The following is a 19,927-nucleotide window of genomic DNA, read 5'->3' as shown; positions in this document are numbered from 1 at the left end:
CCTTCGTCGGGCTGTCCGACGATCCGCCCTCAGGTTCAGCGAATGGGTGGCGCGTCCGAGGTGGATCGTGGTCGGCCGGTTCTGAGCGTTGGCTTCGGTGACCGCCGCCCGAAGCGAACACTTCAATGTGGCGTCGGCGCACAAGCCATCTCCCGCCTTGAAGTCGGCGGTGTCGGCGGTGGTGTTCACCGTGAACTCTGTCGGCTTGGGCGGCGCCGGTGGGGCGGGCGCGCAACCGAGCGCGACCAATCCGAGACCAGCGAGGCCCAGGGAGAGCTTCCTATACATTCTTGATGCCTTTCATGAAGCATGATCAACTCATGCCGGTGGGTGAATGAGGTGCAAGCTCTCCCTCGTCACAGGCTCGCGTCGGTGACCATAGTCACCGACGGTGGCCACGGTGCATCGCCCCGCAAGATTCCCTGAGATACCGTCCGGTGCATCGTCGGTCGGGGAAAGGGGTGCACAACGTGAGCCTTCGCCTGGGCGTGATCGGCCTCGATCACCTGCACGTTTTCGAACTGGTGCAGGGACTGCTCGACGCCGGCGCCAACGCCGCGGCCCACGTCGCCGACGGGGAGTTCCTCGAACTGTACGAGGGCTGGCGACCGGACTCGGTGGCCGTCCACCCGGCCGAACTGCTCGCCGACGACCGCATCGACGTCGTGGTGACCGCAGGCATCCCCTCGCAGCGGGCCGACGTGGCCGTCGCCGCGCTCTCGGCGGGCAAACACGTCCTGAGCGCCAAGCCCGGGGTGACCACCGCCCCGGACCTGCAACGCCTTCGCCGGGCGGTGGCCACCTCCGGGCGCCGCTGGAGCGTGCTGTTCACCGAGCGGTTCACCAATCGCGCCATCTCCGGAGGCGATCCGACTGGCCCGCAGCGGCGCCGTCGGCCACGTCGCCCACGTGATCGGCTCGGGGCCCCACACGCTCAACGCCGACGATCGACCCGCCTGGTTCTTCGACGCGGCCACCTCGGGGGGCATCCTGGTCGACCTCGCCTCGCACCAGGTCGATCAGTTCCTGGCGATCACCGGTGATCTCGACGCCGCGGTGACCGCCGCCTCGGAGGGCAACCTCACCCACCCCGAGCACCCTGGGTTCGCCGACATCGGCACGCTTTGCTTGGTGGCGAGTGCCGACGGTGGCCCGGTGGTCGGCGATCACCGGGTCGACCTGTTGTCCCCTGCCGGGCTGGGCACCTGGGGCGACGTGCGCCTGTCGATCGTCGGCACCGAGGGCACCCTCGAGGTGCGGGCCAACATCGACCCGGCCGGGCGGCCCGGCGCCGAGCACCTGATCATCGTCGACGGCGAAGGCACCCGACGGGTCGACTGCTCGGCGGTCTCGCTCGACTGGGCACGGACGCTGATCGAGGACTGGGCCGACGGCGGGGAACGGCTGATCGGCCAGGCCCACACGTTCGCCGTCTCCGAGCTGACGCTGGCCGCCCGATCGATCGCCACCCCCTGGGGTGCGGGGCCCCAGACGCGAGGCGACGGCTGACGCTCGCGCCGGCGCGACCGCCACGGATCGGGCCTGGCCGCCCCCGATTGGTACCGTTCACCCATGGCATTGCGAGATACCAACATCGATCGACTGCGCGACGCGAGGGTCGCCGTGGCCACCGTGGGCGGCGGCATCACCGGGGCGGTCACGGCCGCCTCGCTGGCCGGGCGGGGTGCCTCGGTCGCCCTGATCGACCGGGCCGACTTCGGCTCCGAGACCAGCCAGGAGAGCTCCAACCTGGTGTGGGGCGGGTTCAAGTACCTGGAAAATTACGAGTTGCCGCTGGTGTACAAGCTGTGCGAGAGCCGCAACCGGCTGATGAAGGCCTACCCCGACAACGTGGCCGAGCTGTCGTTTCTGGCCGCACTGGACGACAGCTCGCCCTACCCGCCATGGTTCGCTGCCCTCGGCGCCACCGCCTACTGGGGCATCGGCAAGTTCCGCACCCGGCCACCCAGCTGCACAGCGCCGAGGCGATCAAAAAGACCGAGCCGGTCATCGATACGGACGGCGTCCGGGGCGGCATCGAGTACCGGGACGCCTACCTGCGCGACAACGACGCCCGCTTCGTCTTCGGGTTCGTCCGCTCGGCGATCGAGGCCGGGGCGGCGGTGGCCAACTACGTCGAGCTGGTCGATGCCCAGCGCAGCGATGGTCACTGGCAGCTCGGCCTTGCGGACCTGGAGTCCGGCGAACGCCTCGAGCTGAAGGCCCGCACGATCGTCCAACGCCGCCGGCCCTACGTCGACAGGCTCAACTCCGCCTGGGGCGTGACGACCGAGCATCGCATCGTCTATTCCAAGGGCATCCACCTGATCGTCCCCGGCTGACGACCACCGAACACCAGCGGGTGCTCGCCTTCTTCGATGACAGTGGGCGGCTGTTCACGTGATCCCCATGGGTATCCGCTCGGTGATCGGCACCACCGACACCCGCACCGACGACCCCGTGCCGGCGTCACCGACGACGACCGGGCGTTCCTGTTGGATCAGATCAACAAACGCCTCGATCTACCCAAACCCCTGACCACCGATGACGTCATCGCCGAGCGCTGCGGCGTTCGACCCCTGGTCGTGCCCAACTCGGGTGGCGACCGCACCGACGTCGACTGGACGTCGCTCAGCCGCAAGCACGAGATCGAGGTGGACCGCGCCCGCAGCGTGATCTCCATCTTCGGCGGCAAGCTGACCGACTGCCTCAACGTCGGCGAGGAGGTGGCCGACGCTGTCGAGGACCTGGGGCTGCCCCTCGAGAAGGACACCGGCACCTGGTACGGCGAGCCGACCAGCGAAACCCGCGACGTGTTCTACCGTCAGGCCCGCCTGATGCGCCTGGACGACCTGCGGGTGCGACCCGACGTGGAGCCGCTGTCGGACCGCCTCTGGCGGCGCTACGGACGTCGGGCGTTCGCCATGTTGGAGGCGATCCGCTCCGACCCGTCGATGGGCAAAGACATTTTTGGCGGCACCGACTACCTGCGCGTCGAGCTGTACCTGGCTGCGAGCACCGAGATGGTAACCCGGCTCGAGGACTTCATGCGCCGCCGATCAAAGATCGAGCAGGTGGTGCCCAACGCCGACCTGGCCGACACTGAGGGCCTGCGCGAGGTGTGCAACATCCTTTTCGGCGCCGAAGCCGAGGCCAAGCTGCAGGAGTTCCTCGCCGGCCCCTACGGTCAGCCGAGCCCCGGACAATCGGTGGCGGCACCGAGCGCGGCGCACACCTCCGACATGCGCTCAGGCTGAAGGATCGTCAAACGCTGCGTCAGCAGCGACTTCCTGACCAAGCTGAGATCGTCGACGCTGAAGACCGATGACTCTGGCATGCCGTCGGTCTCATCGACGGTCACCTCGGTGGGGATTCCTCGAGTTGTGCGGGTCGCCGGCACCGCCAACACCTGATGCAGCACCTCACATGCTTCGCTCCGGGTGATCACCAGGTACGGTCGCCGCCCAGCGTCGGGGTGTTCGTACCACCACACCTCACCGCGCGCTACCACGGCGGTAGTCCCGCTTCGGATTCTTCGTGATCGAGGCGCTGCAAGGTCTCTCGGGTCGAGGCATCAGCTAGCCGGTCGAGGTCGGCCCAGCCATCGGGTTGATGCTGCGGCATGCGCAGATACCCGTCGGCGATTCGTCGGCCGATCGCCGCTCTGGAGGACTCTGCAAGGTGCCGTTCCACGGCCTCACGAACCAGGGCCGAGCGCGACACTCCTCGCGCCGACGCCTCGGCGTCGAGCTGCTCAACGAGCGCATCGCTGAGCTGGACGATCGTCTGGGTACGTGCCATTGGGCCATCATATGGCAGCGTAGAGCTCAGCACACCCACCTCACAAAAAATGCCCATGCGCCCCCCGACACCGCCAAGCAGCGGCACCCCGAACGCGAGGGAGGCGCTCCATCATGGAGCGCCTCCCCAGTGCGTTACTGGTGTGAACGACGGATCAACGCGTGGTGCATCGAGCGGGACGGTTCCCGATCATCGATCCGTCGGGTGTCTGGCGGGGATTCGCCAAAGAGATCCAGCGAGCCGCTTTAGCGGCCAGCCACCTCCGAAGTCCCATAAGAACAGTCGTTGATGTGGACCACCTCCTTTCCTCGGTCCTTACATCCAATCACGCCGGGCCACCGCTTGGAAGTCACATGTTGCGGCACGCTTGTGCCCGGCGAGCACCATGACGACGTAGGCGTTCCGGCGCGCAGCACCCACCACAGAAGGCCGAGACGGTTACACCAACCCGAAGGCCATCATGGCCGCCGCTACCCGCTTGAAGCCGGCCACGTTGGCACCGGTGACGTAATCGCCGGGGCGCCCGAACTCATCCGCAGTGCTCAGGCAGGTGTCGTGGATGTTCGACATGATCTTGGCCAGCCGATCCTCGGTGTAGTGGAACTCCCAGGAGTCGCGACTGGCGTTCTGTTGCATCTCGAGCGCCGAGGTGGCAACGCCGCCGGCGTTGGCGGCCTTGGCCGGGCCGAAGAGGATGCCGTTCTCCCGGAAGACGTCGATGGCGGCTGCGGTGCAAGGCATGTTGGCACCCTCGACCACGGCGATGCAGCCGTTCTTGGCCAGGCTCGCCGCATCGCGACCGGACAATTCGTTCTGGGTGGCGCACGGAAACACCACCTCGGCCGGGATCGACCAGACGCTGCCCGCCGGATGGTGGGTGACGCCGCCGCGCCGCTCGGCGTAGGTGGTCAGCCGCTGGCGCTCGACCGACTTCACCTGCTTGAGGAGGTCGAGGTCGATTCCCGCCGGGTCGTGAATGAAGCCGTCGGGTCCGAGCAGGCGACGACGATCGCGCCCAGCTGATGCAGCTTTTCAATCGCGTAGATGGCGACGTTGCCCGAGCCGGAGACGATGCAGCGCTTGCCCTCGATCGAGCCGTTCTGCGCTTCGAGCATCTCCTTGGCGAAGAACACCGCGCCGTAGCCGGTGGCCTCGGTGCGCACCTGGGAGCCGCCCCATTCCGTGCTCTTGCCGGTGATCACCGCCGACTCGTAGCGGTTCGTGATCCGCTTGTACTGGCCGAACAGGTAACCGATCTCGCGGGTGCCCACGCCGATGTCGCCGGCGGGCACGTCGGTGTACTCGCCCAGGTGGCGGTACAGCTCGGTCATGAAGCTCTGACAAAAGCGCATCACCTCGGCGTCCGAGCGACCCTTGGGGTCGAAGTCGGAACCGCCCTTGCCGCCACCGATCGGCAGCCCGGTCAACGCGTTCTTGAACACCTGCTCGAAGCCGAGAAACTTGACGATGCCCAGGTTGACCGACGGGTGAAAGCGCAGGCCGCCCTTGAATGGCCCCAAGGCGCTGTTGAACTCGATGCGAAAGCCCCGGTTGATGTGGACCTGTCCCTGATCGTCGGCCCAGGGCACCCGGAAGATGATCTGACGTTCGGGCTCGGCCAACATCTGGATGACCTTGGCGTGCAGATACTCGGGGTGTTGGCCACCACCGGACCCAGCGACTCGAGCACCTCCCGGGTCGCCTGGTGGAACTCCTGTTGCGCCGGGTTGCGGGAAACGATGTCGTGGTACACGGACTTAAGCTTCTCGTCGATCATGATGCCGGTAGTTTCCCAAGAAAACCGCCTCGCCGACCAACTCACCCGTCCGGCCGGGCCGCGACTCCGTTCGCTTCGGACGTAGGTCACACCGATTCGGTCAGACCAAACCGGTCACACGGTCGAGCGGTGGACGCGTCGGATGCTCACCGGCCGGGCTCCTTGATGAGGATGCGGACGTCGGTGGCCACCACCCCATCCGGACGGGCAAAGAACGGGTTGATGTCGAGCTCGGCGATCCCGTCGACGGCCACGACCAGCGCCGAGATGCGGGCGAGCAGGTCTTCGATGGCCTCGGCGTCCACCGGGGGTGCGCCGCGGTGGCCGGCGAGCAGCTTCCAGCCGCGGATCGATCGCACCTGGTCGTGGGCATCCCTATCGGTCAGGGCGCCAACCGGAAGGCCACGTCGTCGAGCACCTCCACCGAGGTTCCCCCCAGCCCGAAACCGATCAACGGCCCGAAGGAGGCGTCGCGGTCGACGCCGAGAAACAGCTCGATGCCATCCTCCATCGCACCGACGAGCGCCCCGTCCAGCCGTGCGTCGGTGCCTTCGGTCAGCGACGATACCGCCTGATAGGCCTTCGCCACCTCGTCGGCGGTCGCCAGGTTCAGGTGGACCCCACCGACGTCCGACTTGTGCACGATCCCGGTCGAGGCCACCGTGACCGCCACCGGATAGCCGATCTCGTCGGCTGCGGCACGAGCCTCGGCGGCGCTCACCACCACCCGGCCTGCGTTCAGGTTGATTCCCACCGCGTCGAGCACCGCTCGCGCCTCGGCGACGGTGAGCCAACCCTCACCCCGCTGGCTGAGCGCTTCGGTCACGATCCTCAGCGCCTCTTCGGTGTCACAGCCCTCCGGCTCGCCTACCCGCCCCAGGTCACGGGCCAGCCAGTCGCAGTAGTCACCGATCGGGCCCAGCAGCGGCGCCAGATCCTCAGGGAAGGCGAAGGTGGGGATCACTTCCCGCCCGCCTGCCTCCCCGTTCGCCTGCGGTTCGCTGTGCTGGCCTTCGCCGCCGACCACCGAGGCCAGCACGACTCCGTCAGCGCCCTTGGCCCGTGCGGCGGCCACCCCGTCGCTGATCGCCTGGGCGACGGCCTCGTCGTCCTCCAGGCCGATCGGCGTGTAGATGACGATGAGCACGTCCACCTCATCCAGCGACAACACCGCCTCGGTGACGTCGCGGTAGGCGGCTGCACCGGCGGCGGCCAACATGTCGATCGGGTTGCCCACCGACGCCGCGGCAGGAAGCTGCCGGGCCAACTCGGCGGACGCCTCGTCGCTGAGCGGCTCGACGGAGTAGTTGGCCCGCAGCAACGCGTCGACGCACAACACACCGGGGCCACCGGAGTTGGTCACCACTGCGGCGCGGCGGCCCTTGGGGCGGGGCTGGGAGCACAGGATGCGGGCGATCCCGAACATGTGCTCAAGCGATGCGGCGCGGATCACGCCGCTCTGCTCCAGCAGCGCCTCGACGGCGGTGTCGGACCCGGCCAGGGCGGCGGTGTGTGAGCTGGCCGCCCGGCTGCCGGCGCTGGTCGTGCCCGACTTCACCATCACCAGCGGCAGCTGGCGGCTGGTCTCGGTGGCCACCTGCCGAAACCGGGCCGGATCGGTGAAGGACTCCAGGTACAAAAGGCCTGCCCCCGTCGCCGGGTCGGTACCCCAGAACTCGATCAGGTCCGACACCGTGATGTCGGCCTGGTTGCCGAGGCTGACGAAGTTGGACAGGCCCAGGCCCAGCCGGCGGGCCAGCTCGATGATGGCGATGCCGAGCGCCCCGCTCTGGCTGGCCAACCCGAAGTTGCCGACGGGGGGCATCTCGGGGGCAAACGAGGCGTTCATGTTCACCTCGGGGTCGGTGGCCAGCACCCCCAGACAGTTGGGCCCCACCATGCGCATGCCCCGTTCGGCCACCAGGGCTGCCAGTTCGTCCTGTGCGGCGCGGCCCTCATCACCCGATTCGGCGAAACCGGCCGACACGACGACGACGTGACCCGCACCGACGTCGGCCGCTTCGGCGACGACTTCGTGGACCAGCTTTGCCGGAACGGCCACCACCACGAGGTCAACCGGTTTCCCGATGGCGCTCAGCGATGGATGGGCCGGCACCGACCCAACGTGCGTGGCTGCCGGGTTGATCGCGTAGACCGGGCCCTCGAAGGGGCCCTCGACCAAGGCGTCGAGGATGCGGCGGCCGACCGCTCGGCGGTCGCGGGAAGCGCCCGCAACAGCGATCGAGCCCGGGGAGAACAGTCCGTTGATCATCCCTACAGTCCTACCCGAAGGGGGCAGTGACACAAAGACGCCGGCCGACCCCCCCCCCCCCCCCGCCCCCCCCCCACCCCCCCCCCCCCGGCCCGCCCCCCCCGCCCCCCCCCCCCGACCGAAACCGCCATGGGTCAAAGACCAACCCGTCATCCCCGGGCTGACCGGCTGAGCGAACGGTGGGCGTTGGCCCGATCGAAGGCATCCTGAAGCTCCGGCAGGATACGCCCGGTGAAGGCGGCGACGTGCGAACGAGGGATGCGGCCCACCTGCGGGACGTCCGGCCACAGCGGCTCGCCGATCCAGATCACGGTCTTGCCGGGCCTGGGCACCTTGGTGCCCGTCGACATCGCCTCTTCGGTGCCCGCAATTCCGACCGGAACCACCGGCACCCGCTGGCGATGACAACCATGCGGCGCCGTCGAACAGGTCTTCGACCGCCTCGCCGCTACGGCGGGTTCCCTCGGGAAACACCACCAGCGGCTGGCCATCGGCCAGAATCGCCTCGGCCACCCGCAGCGCGTGGCGATCGGCGGTGCCACGGTTGACCCGGAAGCCGCCCATCACGTCGACGAACGAGCCGAGCGACGGGTACTTCCACAGCGACTCCTTGGCCATCCAGCGCACCCGGCGGCGGGTGACCATCGCTGCGAACAGAAAGTCCATACCCGACCGATGCGACGGGACCAGGATGTACGGGCCGGTGCGAGGCAGGCGCTCCGTGCCGACGATCTCGTTGCGGTACAGCCCCTTGGCCAGCCCCCGCGTGGTGGCGGAGATCAGCCCGTAGCCGGCACGAGCCCCGACGGACAGCGTCGGGGCCTCGGTCACCGGCTGCACCGCTCGCCCCTGCATGGCTCGATGGCGGGGCGCAGGCGGCTCGACGGCCACGTCCTCGACGGCCACGTCCTCGACGACGTCCAGGTTCGGCGGCTGGCGGCGGCAGGTCGGCGCTCCGGCGGGTTCGGCAGGTTCGGCAGGTTCGGCAGGTTCGGCAGGTTCGGACCAGGGCACGATGGCGAGCACTGCGTCGACCACCTCGGCGAGGGTCATCTCGGTCGTATCGATCTCCACGCCGTCGTCGGCCGGGCGCATCGGGTTGACCGCCCGGGTGGAATCGCGTAGGTCCCGCTCGGCGATCTGCGCCGCCAGCACCTCGACGTCCACCCCGTCGGTCTCGCCGGCACGGCGGCGGGCCCGCTCGTCTGGCGTGGCGGTGAGAAAGATCTTGACCGGAGCGTCGGGAAACACGGCGGTGCCGATGTCGCGGCCTTCGATCACCCCACCGTCGTGCTCGTCGGCCCACGCCCGCTGGCGTCTAACCAGCTCGGCGCGCACGCCGGCATTGGTCGCCACCGGGCTGACCGCAGTCGACACCGCCTGGCCGCGGATCGCCTCGGTGGCGTCGGTGCCGTCGACGAAGATCCGGTCGCCGTCGAAAAACATCTCCACCCGTGCTGCCAGAGCGTCGAGGGCGTCCCCATCATCGAGATCGATCTTGGCCTCGATGGCGGCGAAGGCCACCCCCCGGTACATCGCGCCGGTATCGAGGTGGGCCATGTGCAGCTTGTCGGCGACGGTGCGGGCCACGGTCGACTTGCCCGAACCGGCCGGCCCATCGATGGCGATCACCCGATCGGCGCTCATGACGGCAGATCGTCGCGCAGCGCGGCGGCGCCGTGCTGGTAGACGTGGTGCAGCCCGTCGCGCGGCTTGGTGGTGTGCAGGTGCATCAAGATCCGGATGCACTGGGGCGTCGCCCCGGCGATGTCGAGCTCCCGGGCGCAGATCAGCGGGATGTCGCCGTAGCCCACCTGACGGGCGGCGAGGGCCGGGAAGACCGAGTGCAGGTCGTCGGTGGCGGTGAACAGCACCGAGACGACGTCGTCATGGGCAACGTCGTTGCGCTCGACCATCGCCGACAACAGCTCGACGGTGCGTTCGCAGACGTGCTCCCGCTCGTCGACGTCGAAGGTGGTGGCGCCGCGGAGGGCCCGCATCGTTGGCATCGCAGGCTGATCTCGTCCCTCGGTCACGGGTCGCAAGCCTACCGTCCGCTGTGGCGTCACCACCCCTCCGACGCATCCCGGCCGGGTGGCGCCTCGTCGCTTGACGCAACGTCGTCGGAAGCACCGTCGAGAGCACTGCCGGGAACGGCGTCGGAAGCACTGTCGGGAACGGCGTCGAGAGCACTGTCGGGAACGGCGCCGGGAACGCCGGCGGACGCGGCCGCCGCCCGACGTTCGGCCCGGGATTGCGGGGGTTGCTCACCGCTGACCGATCGCTCGAGCTCGCGCAGCTCGTCCATGGTCAGCTCGCGCCAGGCGCCGGGCGCCAGGCTGCGGTCGCTCAGCGGCCCAAACCGGGTGCGCACCAGGCGTCGCACCGGGTGACCCAAGGCGTCCAGCATGCGCCGCACCTGACGGTTACGTCCCTCGTGAATCGTCAAGCGCACCAGCCCCGGCGACGGTTGGGACGCCTTGGCGGGCGAGGTCATGCCGTCGTCCAGCTCGACCCCCTCGCGAAGACGGCGCAGCTGCCCCGAGCTGAGGGTGCCGTCCACCTCGGCCAGGTACTCCTTTTCCACCCCGTAGGACGGATGGGTCAGCCGGTGGGTCAGCTCGCCGTTGTTGGTGATCAGCAACAGGCCCTCGGTGTCGCCGTCGAGGCGACCGACGGGAAACACCCGCGGTTCGGGCGGCACCAGTTGCACGACGGTGGGCCGCCCCTGCGGGTCCGACGCCGTCGAGATCACGCCGGTGGGCTTGTTGAGCAGGTAATGGACCAGGCCGGGCGCCAAAGCGATCGGAGCCCCGTCCAGCTCGAGCAGCTGGACGGCGGGGTCGACGCGGTTGCCGAGCACCACCACCTTGCCGTCGACGCGCACGCGGCCGGCCTCGATCAGGTCTTCGGCAACCCGCCTGCTCGCCACCCCGGCTCGGGCCAGCACCTTCTGGACACGCTGGGGCCCCGAGTCTCCCTGCCCCGCAGGTACGTGGCCCTCGGCGTTCACTGGGGATCCGGCCAATCGGGCGGGTCGCTCAGCTCGGGTGACTCCTGTTGCTCGCCGTTGCTCACCGGCCTCGCTTCGACGCCGTTGGCAGCGCCGTCGGCGATGTGGCCCACCACCGGTTCCGGAGGATCGATCGGCTCGGTGGCGTCGAGGGCCAGCCCCCGTTCAAGCGCCTCGACCACCTCGGGTCCGGGTACGAAGTCGGCGACCCCGGGCAGTTCCTCCAGGCTGTCGAGGCCCATCCGCTCGAGGAAGTCCCGGGTGGTGCCCAACAGCACCGCCTGGCCGGGGCCGGGATCGCGGGCGATCTCGTCGATGTAACCCCGCTGGGTCAGCGTGCGAATCACGCCGTCGGCGTTCACGCCCCGCACCGCACTCACCTGCGCACGGCTGATCGGCTGCTTGTAGGCGATGATCGCCAGCGTCTCCAGCGCGGCCGCGGACAGGCGGGTCGACTGGCCGGCGAGCACGTAGCGCTCCACCCAAGGGGCGCAGTCGGGATGGCTCTCGAAGCGCCAGCCGCCCGCCACCCGGGCCAGCACAAACCCGCTGCTGCGCTCGGCGAACTCGGTGGCCAGGTTGCCCGCCAGCTCATCGACCGTCGCAACATCGATCCCGAGCAGCTCGGCCAGCAGGGCCGGATCGGCCGGTTGGTCCGACACCATGATCAGCGCCTCGAGCGCCCGCCGCAGCTCGTCGGAGCTGGCCGCGCCCGGCCCCGCCTCGTCGGGCTCCTCGACCGGCGGCTCAGCCGTCATAGCTGTCGACCGACGCCAGGTCGAACTCCGAGTCGCTGGCGACCCAGGTGACCATGATGTCGCCGAACGATTCGGTCTGGGCCAGGTCCACCCGGCCCTGCTTGAACAGCTCGAGTAGGGCCAGGAAGTGCACGACCACCTCGACCCGGTCGGCCAGCCCCTCGGTGAGTGCCCGGAACCCGATCGGCCCCGTGCCGGGCAGCTCGGCGATCAGGTCCGCAACGACGTCGGTCACGCTGAAGCGGATCGAGGAGACGTGCGACAGGTCGACCGCCGGCTTGGGCTTCGGGGCGATCGCCGCCAGATAGGCGCGTCGCAGGTCGAGCGGGCTGACACCCTCGAGCAGGTCGGGGGCCAGGCTCCAGAAGCGCTCTTCGGGGCCGGCGCGGCGCGGCACCGAGCGGGCGGCCCGCAGGTGCAGCACCTCGAGCACCCGGGCGGCGTCCTTGAACGTCTTGGCGTCGAGCAGACGGGACAGCAGCAGGTCGCGCTCCTCGAACAAGGCCAGCTCGTCGTCGAGGTCGATCCCCTCGTCGACCGGCAACAGGCGCCGGGCCTTCAGCTCGACCAGGGTGGCGGCGATCAGGAGAAACTCCGTGGCCACCTCCAGGTCGAGGTGCTCCATGCGGGTCAGCTCGGCCAGGTAGCCGTCGACGATCTGGGTGAGCGACACCTCGTACAGGTCGACCTGGTCGGACAGGATCAGGTGCAACAGCAGATCGAAGGGCCCCTCGAACACCGGTGTGGACACCTCGTAGCTCACGGGAGCCAAGTTACACCATCGTAGTTACAACGACATCCGCACCCTCCCACAACCCTGTCCCCACAACCCGGCCCACGCGTTTGGACCGATCGGTGTCGGGCCGATCAGGAGCGTTCGTAGGTGACCTCGGGTTCCAGGGTTCCGTCGGCACGCTCGACAATCACCATGCGCGACATGCATGGCATGCAGTACACCCGGTCGCCCGCCCTGAACTCCCGCACCGAGCGGATCACCACCTTGCACACCGGACAGATGATCTCGTTGGGCGCCAGCGTGTCGCCGTCCCCCTGCCAGACCCGGTAGAACTTTCGCCAGCGTTTGGGCACCTCCCGAAACCCTCGGTCATCCAGCTCGTACCGCCGCCGGGGCGGGGCGTCGGGGGCGTCGCTGCGGGTGGCGGTGTCACGCTCGGGTGCGTCGGTCGCAGGTGCGTCGGTCGCAGGTGCGTCGGTCGCAGGTGCGTCGGTCGCAGGGCCGCTCATGTCACCAGCCCCAATCGGTCGACGGCGTCCAGGTAGTCGCGGCCCAGGTCGGGCCGTTCGTCCTTGGGCCGCCCGAGCGCGTCGAACGTGGCGTCGAAGGACGCCAGCACCAGGCCGTCCAGCTCGGCCCGGGTGCCGGCCAGACGCTCGCGGGTTTCGTCGTGGCCCAGCAGGCGTCGACCAAGGTCGTTCTCGCCGAAGCCCAGGTGCCGCCGCTCGTCGGCAATCACGCCCGTCAACACCTGCCGGGTGACCGGATCGGCGGTTTGAGCGTGATGGCGGAACACCGTGAACTCCATCGTCTCCAGGATGACGTTCTGGGCCAACACGGCCGCCTCCCAGTCGCCGACGTCCACGAGGGCCAGGAGGCGGGCCTTGAAGTCGACGATCGAGGGCGTGGCCCGGCGGGCGATCTCGGCGTCGGTGTCAGCAACGCCCAGCTCGGCCAGCCGATTGAGAAACACCTCGAGGTGCCGGGCCTCGTCGACCACCTGAGTGGCCATGAAGATGCGGGCGTTGTGGTTGGGCGCCAGACGAACCATGCCGCTGGAGGCCTCCAGCGCCGCCGCCTCGCCCACGCAGTAGTTGCACAGCGTGGTGATGACGTTTTGGCGCCGCGCCTCCCCCAACGGCTCATCGACCGTGTCCGGGTCGTACCCGTACGGGCGGTCGGCGAGGTAGCCCTCGACCGCCCCGAACCAGAAGGAAAACGACTGCACCTCGTCGAGGAAGTCGTCCTGGTCCATCCCGTGGGGTTCGTCCACACCGTCGGGTCCGAACGAGTCGGTGGCCGTCACGGTCACGCCGGCACCATCGGCGACTGGTACTCCAGCCCGATCCGTCCCAGGCGCACCTTGAACTCGGCGAGCACCGTGTCGCTCAGCACGGCCTCCAGCTCGTCGGGCGACACCATCGCGAGGTTGGCACCGTGCCAGTTGGTGTTGGCCAGCTCCCTGCCTTCGGCCTTGGCGGCCTCCTCGGCCAAGCGCCGGCCCTCGTCGATCGAGGCCCCGGAGTCGGCAAAGGCGTCGGCGAAGGTGGCGAGCATGTAGTAGCTCATCTCCTTCTGCATCCGCTCGATCTCCGGCTTCTTCTCCGGATGCTGGGCGATCAGCCCTCCGATGCGATTCTCGCCGAAGCCGACGTGCCGCCGCTCGTCGGCGATCGTGCCCTTCAGGGTCTGAGCAAACTTCGGGTTGGACTCACGCGATGCCGCCTCGAACATCTCGAACACCGTGAAGGCCAGGCCCTCGAGCACGATGTTCTGCCCGACCACACCGGCGAGGAAGTCGCCCGCTTCCACCTTTTCCAACAACACCTCGGCAAACTTCACCAGGTTGGGGTTGGCGAACTGATCGATGGTGGATTCCAGGTTCTCGGGCTTCACCCCCAGGTCGAAGAGCCGCTGGGTGAAGATCTCCACGTGTCGCGCCTCGTCCAGTGTCTGGGTGGCGAGGAACCGCTTTGAGGCGAAGTCGGGGGCGGCGTTCACCAGCCCCGACGAGGCGGCCAGGGCCGCCCGTTCCCCCACGACCAGCTGCACCGTCGACCCGATCGTGCTCTCGAGCATCAGCTCGTTGTCGAGAATATCCGGCGGTTCCTTCAGCCCCTCCTCGTGCCCGTACACCGTGTCCTCCAGGTAGCCCTGAGGACACGCCTCCATCCATCGCTGGACCGAATACTGGGTCAGAAAGTCGGACATCTCGGATCCCCCTCCGTATCAATTTGTTCTATCCGATGCTAGGGATAGAGGATCCGGTTGGACAGTGGCCAGATGTCACCTACGAGGGGCACGATCGCCGGCGTGAACCGCCGTCACGGTGCGCGGACGCGTCGCCACTCGCCCTCGCTGGCCGGTCCGGTAGCGTCGACCGCATGGTCCCCTCCCCTCCCTCGGCCTCCGACGGCGCGCGCGCCCGGGTGTTCTCGGGCATTCAACCCTCCGGCGTCCTTCACCTGGGCAACCTGCTGGGAGCAACGCTTCGTTGGACCGAGGTGCAACACCAGGCCGACGCCATCTTCTGCGTCGTCGACCTGCATGCCCTGACCGTGCCCCGGCCACCCGGCGAGATCGGTCAGGCAACGCTGGACATGGCCACCGACGTGCTCGCCTCCGGACTCGACCCGGAGCAGTGCATCTTCTTCGTGCAGTCGACGGTGCCCCAGCACGCCGAGCTGGCGTGGGTCATGCAGACGGTCACCGCCTTCGGCGAACTCAGCCGCATGACCCAGTTCAAGGAGAAGCGCGATCGCGCCGAGGCCGGCGACGGGTTCATCTCGGCCGGGCTGTTCACCTACCCCGCACTGATGGCCGCCGACATCCTGCTGTACGACACGACCGAGGTGCCGGTCGGCGATGACCAGGGCCAGCACGTCGAGCTCACCCGCGACGCGGCCAACCGCTTCAACTCGCGCTACGGCGACACCTTCGTGATCCCCCAGGCCACGCTGCCCCTGGCCGGTGCCCGGGTGATGGACCTGCAGGCACCGACCAACAAAATGTCAAAGTCGACCGACACCGACGCCGGGATCATCTACCTCTCGGACACCCCGGCGGCGATCACCAAGAAGTTCAAGCGGGCCGTGACCGACTCGGAGACCGAGGTTCGATACGACCGGGCCGCCAAGCCCGGCGTGTCCAACCTGTTGTCCATCCTCGGTGCCGCCACCGGCCGCACCCCCGAGGCGGCGGCCGAGGGCATCGAACGCTACGGCGACCTGAAGGTGGCCACCGCCCAAGCGGTCGTCGAGCTGCTCGCGCCGATCCAGGCCCGAGCGGCCGAGCTGCGGGACGACCCGGCTGAGGTACGCCGCCAGCTGGCCCGAGGCACCGAGCGGGCGACCGAACAAGCGGCTGCTGTGATGGACCGCGTCTGGGACCGCCTGGGCACCCTCCGCTCCTGAGCTGTCGGGAGGCGCCAACGTGATGGACCTCGTCTGGAACGGTGTTCAAATGTGTCTTCAAGCCGCCCTAGCATCACGACGACACATTTGACGCATCAGGCGCCGGGCGCAGGCCGATCAGCACGCACCAGGTACCAGGCGCAGGCCGATCAGGACGCTCCGGCCGACCGCTCGGCGGGGCCGTTGGTCAACCGCCGAGGGGGAGGAACTGGCCGTAGTGCCTGGCGGTGCCCAAGTCGGCAGCAGGAATGCCGCCGCGCCAGGCCACCCGACCGTTGACCAGCACGGCCCGCACCGTGTCGTCGTTGCGACGCACCAGGCGATCGAGATCCCCAAAGCCCACCATCTGCTGCTCGTGCACCTCCTCGACGCTGTCGTCGAGCCGCTCGGGGTCGATCACGACCACGTCGGCCCGCTTGCCGACCGCCAGACGGCCGGCGTCGATGCGGTGGAAGTCGGCGATGTCGGCGGTCAGCTTGTGCACGGCCTGTTGCACCGACATAAACGGCGCCCCGGCCAGCTCGGCGTCGCGCACGCGCTTCAGCATGCGCAGCGGGAAGTTGTAGAAGGCCATGTTGCGCAGGTGCGCTCCGGCGTCGGAGAAGCCGATCATCGCCGCCGGATGGGACACGATCGACTGGAGGTGCCCTGGGTTGGCGTTGGCGATCACCGTGTACCACCGCAGGTCGTTGCCATAGGTCGCCTGCAGGTCGAGGAAGGTGTCGAGCGGATCGGCGCCCCGTTGGGCGGCCACCTCGGCGAAGGTGCGACCGTCGAGCGAGGTGTCGGGTGCCGACACGATACGAGCCTCCGACAGGTTGCGGTGATAGGCCCGTGGCGCCACCTTGGAGGTCCATTGCTTGCGGAACATCTGCTGATAGCCCGGAGCGCCCATCAGCTGGCGGCGGGCGTCGACATCCTCGAGGTGCAGCGCCTCGGTGCCGGCCCCGAACTCCTCGAACACCGGGTTCTCGATGCCGTCGGTGTACACGTCGAACGGGGTGGGCAGCGCCTGAAAGCGCACGTGGGCACCCAGCTTGGAGTTGTACAGGTTGGCGACCGCACCGAGCGCCCGGTAGGCGCCCATCGCCGGGGGCGCATCCATCATCGTCAGCATCGACGTTCGCAGCGCCCGGCCGTCTCGGGGTCGGCTCATATCGAGGATCGGGCCGAAGCTCCAGCGGGTCTGCAGGTTGGGGATCGCCTGAAACACCCCGTCGCCCGCCCGGATGGGTTCGGTGAGGCGCCGGTACTCGGCGAAGCGGGCGAACACCGAGGGGGTCGGCCGGCTGCGGAACCGTTCGCCACCCATCTTGTCCCAGGGCAGCAGGTTGACCGACATGCCCAGCAGGCCCGCCTCCATGCCCTCGGAGACCAGGCGCGACATGGCGTCGAGTTCGCCTTGGTCGGGGCGCACGGTGCGGTCCAGGCTGCGCTCCATGCCCAGTACGTGGGTGCGCAGGGTGGAGTGCCCGGCCATGCCGACGACGTTGGGGCCCAGTGGCAGCGACGACAGGTGGTCGACGTACTCGGCCGGCCCCTTCCAGTCGACGATGTCCTCGAGCATCGGCAACACGATGTCGCGCGGGATGCCCTCCACCCGACAGAACGTGTCGGCCAGGTCCTCGGGTTCGCCGACGACGAGCGACAGCCCGCACGAGCCGATCAGCGTCGTGGTGACACCGTGGCGCAGCGACTCCGACAGCGCCGGGGCGATCTCGAGTTCGGCGTCGTAGTGGGTGTGGATGTCGAGAAACCCGGGCGTCACCCAGCACCCCTCGGCGTCGATCACCTCGGCGTCGTCGGGCGCCGCCAGCGCGACGCCGATCGCCTCGACCGTGCCGTCGTCGGCGATGAGCACATCGGCGCGCTTTGGCGCCGCCAGCTCGCCGTCGTAAAGCGTTCCGTTGCGGATGATCGTGCGCATTTCTCGGCCCTTCCGGCTGCCCTCAACTGGCCCGCCAGACTAGGCGTCGCCACGGTCCGCTCCCTGGCGCACGGGTCGCCCCCGTCGGCGTCGGACGAGCCTGGGCTCGGCGACGGTCAGGCAGCCCCGTCGGCCTCGGCCAACACCTGTCCGATCGCCTGGGGCACGGTCCATTGGTCCGCCGGTAGATGATGCTCTCGGGCCCAGGCGCACACCATCGGATGTGAGCCCAGCCGCTCGAGGCGCTGCGCCCCGAGCTCGGTGTACGTCAGGTAGGCGCCCATCCTTGCGATCGGGGCGACCCGGCTGTGGGCCCGGGCCTCGAGCCAGTCGCCGGCGGCGCTGCCCTCGGCGAGCGAGGCGATCACCCGGCCCGTCGTGCCCAGCGGGGCGAGCGACTTACCGACGTCGTGAAGCAGCGCTGCCCGCACCGCCCAGTCGACCGCCGAACCGATGAGCGCCGCCTCCACCCGGCGGGCGACCGCCACCGAATGGACCCGGTCGCGCACGGTCATCGACGCGAACAGCGCCAGCTCCTCACCTTCGAGGCGTTGGGCGGCCCAGCGGTCCGACGACCACGGGTCGGGGGTGGGGCCGACGTGATAGCGGAATCGGCGGTACAGGTGCGCTGGTGAGTCCTTCATGATCCACCGCCGGCCTTCTGCCGGCCGCCGGGCATCGAGGCCCGGGGATGGGCCGAGCGATAGGCCGCCACCAGCGTGTCCATCGCCACCCTGGTGTAGCGCTGGGTGGTCGTCAGCCGTGCATGGCCGAGCAGTTCCTGCACCGTGCGCAGGTCGGCGCCGCCGTCGACGAGGTGGGTGGCATAGCTGTGGCGCAGGACGTGCGGCGACAGCGTGGTGACGTCCAGGCCGGCCGCAGCCCCACGACGCTGCAGGATCAACCAGGCTCCCTGGCGGGACAGGCGACCCCCCCGCTGGTTGAGAAAAACCGCGTCGGCCGCGTCGCGGGTGGGGCGGGCGTTGCGGGCGGCCAGCTCGCCCCGGCCGCCATCGAAATAGTCGGCCATCGTGGTCAGCACCGAGCGGCCGACCGGCAAGATGCGTTCCTTGCGGCCCTTGCCGAGCACCCGCACCAGGGCGCCGTCGAGGTCGACGTCCCCCAGCGACAGCCCGGTCGCCTCCGACACCCTCAGGCCCGCCCCGTAGAGCAGCTCCAACAGCGCCCGGTCGCGCAGCGAGGCCGGGTCGGCACCGTCGATGCCGTCGAGCAACGCCGCGACCACGTCGGCGGCCAGTGCCTTGGGCACCAGATCGGCGGTACCCACCCCGTCGAGGTCGACGGCCGGATCGTCGCACCCCAGCTCCTCGGCCCGAAAGCGGTACCAGCCCCGCACCGAGGCCACCGCCCGGGCCACCGACGAGCGGGCCCGGCCCTCGTCGAGCAGCGAGCGCACCCACCGCTCCAGGTCGGTGCGCGTCGGCTCCGGGGCCGCTCCCCCGTCGACGCTCAGCTTCGACCGCTCCAGCCAGGCGAGGTGGGCCAGGAGGTCGCGACGATAGGCCTGGACGGTGGACGGGGCGCGGCCCCGCTCCACCCGCAACCACCCCAGAAACGCGTCGACGGTGGGATCGGTGGGCGCGCAGACCTCGCCGTCGACGGCGACCGAGCCTCCGGTCATGTCGAGCGCGCGCCCGGTCCCCGGCGTTCGGTGGCCAGCAGCGCGATGATCGTCTTGGCGTCGACGATGCCGCCGGAGGCGACCGCCTCGACCGCATCGGTCAGGCCGAGCCGCACCAGGTCCATGTGGCGCTCCTCGACCCCGTCGAACTCGGTGGGCACCTCGCTCAGGCCGGTGGCGAGGAAGGTCTCGTGCCATTCGTCGCTGTAGCCGGGCGACAGATAGAACCCGGCGAGGCGCACGCAGCTGCTCGCTGCGAGACCCACCTCCTCGGCCAGCTCACGCAGCGCCAGGTCGACCGGATCCTCGTCGTTTCGATCGGCCTTGCCGGCGGGGATCTCCAACAGGTCGCCGTCGGGGGCCACCCGATACTGGCGAACGAGCGTGACCGTGCCGTCGTCGTGCAGCGGCAGTATCGAGACCGCTCCTGGATGACGCACGACGTCACGGGCGTGGACGCCGCCGTCGGGGTCGCACATCTCGGCCTCGACCATGTCGATGACATAGCCGGAGTGGATCGGGGTCGTGGCCTTGACCGAGAACCCGGCCGCGGACGACATCTCCGGTCGTGCCCAGCCGGTCGCAGCC

Annotated in this window: 17 protein-coding genes and 2 pseudogenes; 3 read left to right on the top strand and 16 right to left on the bottom strand. The window is 69.2% G+C overall.

What is annotated here, in order from left to right:
* Window positions 1–470: 470 nt before the first annotated feature.
* The gene (locus tag IPN02_19970; protein ID MBK9299052.1) at window positions 471–1,043 is read left to right on the top strand and encodes a Gfo/Idh/MocA family oxidoreductase; all 573 of its coding nucleotides are present in this window, start codon (window positions 471–473) and stop codon (window positions 1,041–1,043) included.
* Window positions 1,044–1,572: 529 nt separating this feature from the next.
* Window positions 1,573–3,257 (top strand): annotated as a pseudogene (locus IPN02_19965) (FAD-dependent oxidoreductase).
* On the opposite strand, the gene IPN02_19960 reads toward IPN02_19965, so the two are convergent.
* The 12 genes and pseudogenes from IPN02_19960 to IPN02_19905 form a co-directional block, all read right to left on the bottom strand.
* A complete protein-coding gene (locus IPN02_19960) occupies window positions 3,188–3,511 on the bottom strand; it encodes a type II toxin-antitoxin system PemK/MazF family toxin (protein ID MBK9299051.1) in 324 nt (107 codons plus the stop codon). The pseudogene IPN02_19965 and the gene IPN02_19960 sit on opposite strands and share 70 nt — an antisense overlap.
* Window positions 3,505–3,801 (bottom strand): CopG family transcriptional regulator, encoded by a 297-nt coding sequence (locus IPN02_19955; GenBank protein ID MBK9299050.1) that lies wholly within the window; start codon window positions 3,799–3,801, stop codon window positions 3,505–3,507. The genes IPN02_19960 and IPN02_19955 overlap by 7 nt, the downstream gene beginning before the upstream one ends.
* Window positions 3,802–4,239: 438 nt before the next feature.
* A pseudogene (gene gdhA, locus IPN02_19950) lies at window positions 4,240–5,578 on the bottom strand (NADP-specific glutamate dehydrogenase).
* A gap of 146 nt (window positions 5,579–5,724) precedes the next feature.
* Entirely contained in the window at window positions 5,725–5,937 is a 213-nt protein-coding gene (locus IPN02_19945; protein ID MBK9299049.1) for an acetate--CoA ligase family protein, read from the bottom strand.
* Window positions 5,938–5,960: 23 nt separating this feature from the next.
* A complete protein-coding gene (locus IPN02_19940) occupies window positions 5,961–9,497 on the bottom strand; it encodes a (d)CMP kinase (protein ID MBK9299048.1) in 3,537 nt (1,178 codons plus the stop codon).
* Complete coding sequence (gene aroH, locus IPN02_19935) at window positions 9,494–9,859, bottom strand: chorismate mutase (GenBank protein MBK9299047.1); 366 nt, start codon at window positions 9,857–9,859, stop codon at window positions 9,494–9,496. Before aroH ends, IPN02_19940 begins: the two co-directional genes overlap by 4 nt.
* Window positions 9,860–9,915: 56 nt before the next feature.
* Window positions 9,916–10,863, bottom strand: coding sequence for an rRNA pseudouridine synthase (locus IPN02_19930; protein MBK9299046.1), 948 nt, complete (start codon window positions 10,861–10,863; stop codon window positions 9,916–9,918).
* Window positions 10,860–11,621, bottom strand: a complete 762-nt coding sequence (gene scpB, locus IPN02_19925; GenBank protein ID MBK9299045.1) for an SMC-Scp complex subunit ScpB — start codon at window positions 11,619–11,621, stop codon at window positions 10,860–10,862. The genes IPN02_19930 and scpB overlap by 4 nt, the downstream gene beginning before the upstream one ends.
* Window positions 11,611–12,384, bottom strand: coding sequence for a segregation/condensation protein A (locus IPN02_19920; GenBank protein MBK9299044.1), 774 nt, complete (start codon window positions 12,382–12,384; stop codon window positions 11,611–11,613). The genes scpB and IPN02_19920 overlap by 11 nt, the downstream gene beginning before the upstream one ends.
* 104 nt (window positions 12,385–12,488) lie before the next feature.
* Window positions 12,489–12,866, bottom strand: coding sequence for a hypothetical protein (locus IPN02_19915; protein MBK9299043.1), 378 nt, complete (start codon window positions 12,864–12,866; stop codon window positions 12,489–12,491).
* Window positions 12,863–13,669, bottom strand: coding sequence for a ferritin-like domain-containing protein (locus IPN02_19910; protein ID MBK9299042.1), 807 nt, complete (start codon window positions 13,667–13,669; stop codon window positions 12,863–12,865). The genes IPN02_19915 and IPN02_19910 overlap by 4 nt, the downstream gene beginning before the upstream one ends.
* Entirely contained in the window at window positions 13,666–14,568 is a 903-nt protein-coding gene (locus IPN02_19905) for a ferritin-like domain-containing protein (GenBank protein ID MBK9299041.1), read from the bottom strand. Before IPN02_19905 ends, IPN02_19910 begins: the two co-directional genes overlap by 4 nt.
* A 173-nt stretch (window positions 14,569–14,741) precedes the next feature.
* On the opposite strand from IPN02_19905, the gene trpS reads away from it, so the two are divergent.
* Window positions 14,742–15,770 (top strand): tryptophan--tRNA ligase, encoded by a 1,029-nt coding sequence (gene trpS, locus IPN02_19900; protein ID MBK9299040.1) that lies wholly within the window; start codon window positions 14,742–14,744, stop codon window positions 15,768–15,770.
* Window positions 15,771–15,957: 187 nt separating this feature from the next.
* Here trpS and IPN02_19895 read toward each other — a convergent pair whose 3' ends face one another.
* The 4 genes from IPN02_19895 to IPN02_19880 form a co-directional block, all read right to left on the bottom strand.
* Window positions 15,958–17,697, bottom strand: a complete 1,740-nt coding sequence (locus IPN02_19895; protein MBK9299039.1) for an amidohydrolase family protein — start codon at window positions 17,695–17,697, stop codon at window positions 15,958–15,960.
* Window positions 17,698–17,813: 116 nt separating this feature from the next.
* Window positions 17,814–18,341, bottom strand: coding sequence for an HD domain-containing protein (locus tag IPN02_19890; GenBank protein ID MBK9299038.1), 528 nt, complete (start codon window positions 18,339–18,341; stop codon window positions 17,814–17,816).
* Window positions 18,338–19,339: a tyrosine recombinase gene (locus tag IPN02_19885; protein MBK9299037.1), complete on the bottom strand. Its 1,002-nt coding sequence runs from the start codon at window positions 19,337–19,339 to the stop codon at window positions 18,338–18,340. The genes IPN02_19890 and IPN02_19885 overlap by 4 nt, the downstream gene beginning before the upstream one ends.
* A complete protein-coding gene (locus IPN02_19880; protein MBK9299036.1) occupies window positions 19,336–19,833 on the bottom strand; it encodes an NUDIX hydrolase in 498 nt (165 codons plus the stop codon). Before IPN02_19880 ends, IPN02_19885 begins: the two co-directional genes overlap by 4 nt.
* Window positions 19,834–19,927 lie beyond the last annotated feature (94 nt).

It is taken from the genome of Candidatus Microthrix subdominans (genome assembly GCA_016719385.1).
Taxonomy (GTDB): domain Bacteria; phylum Actinomycetota; class Acidimicrobiia; order Acidimicrobiales; family Microtrichaceae; genus Microthrix; species Microthrix subdominans.
Note: the sequence above shows the minus strand (reverse complement) of the source record. Positions and strands in the feature narration are given on the sequence as shown.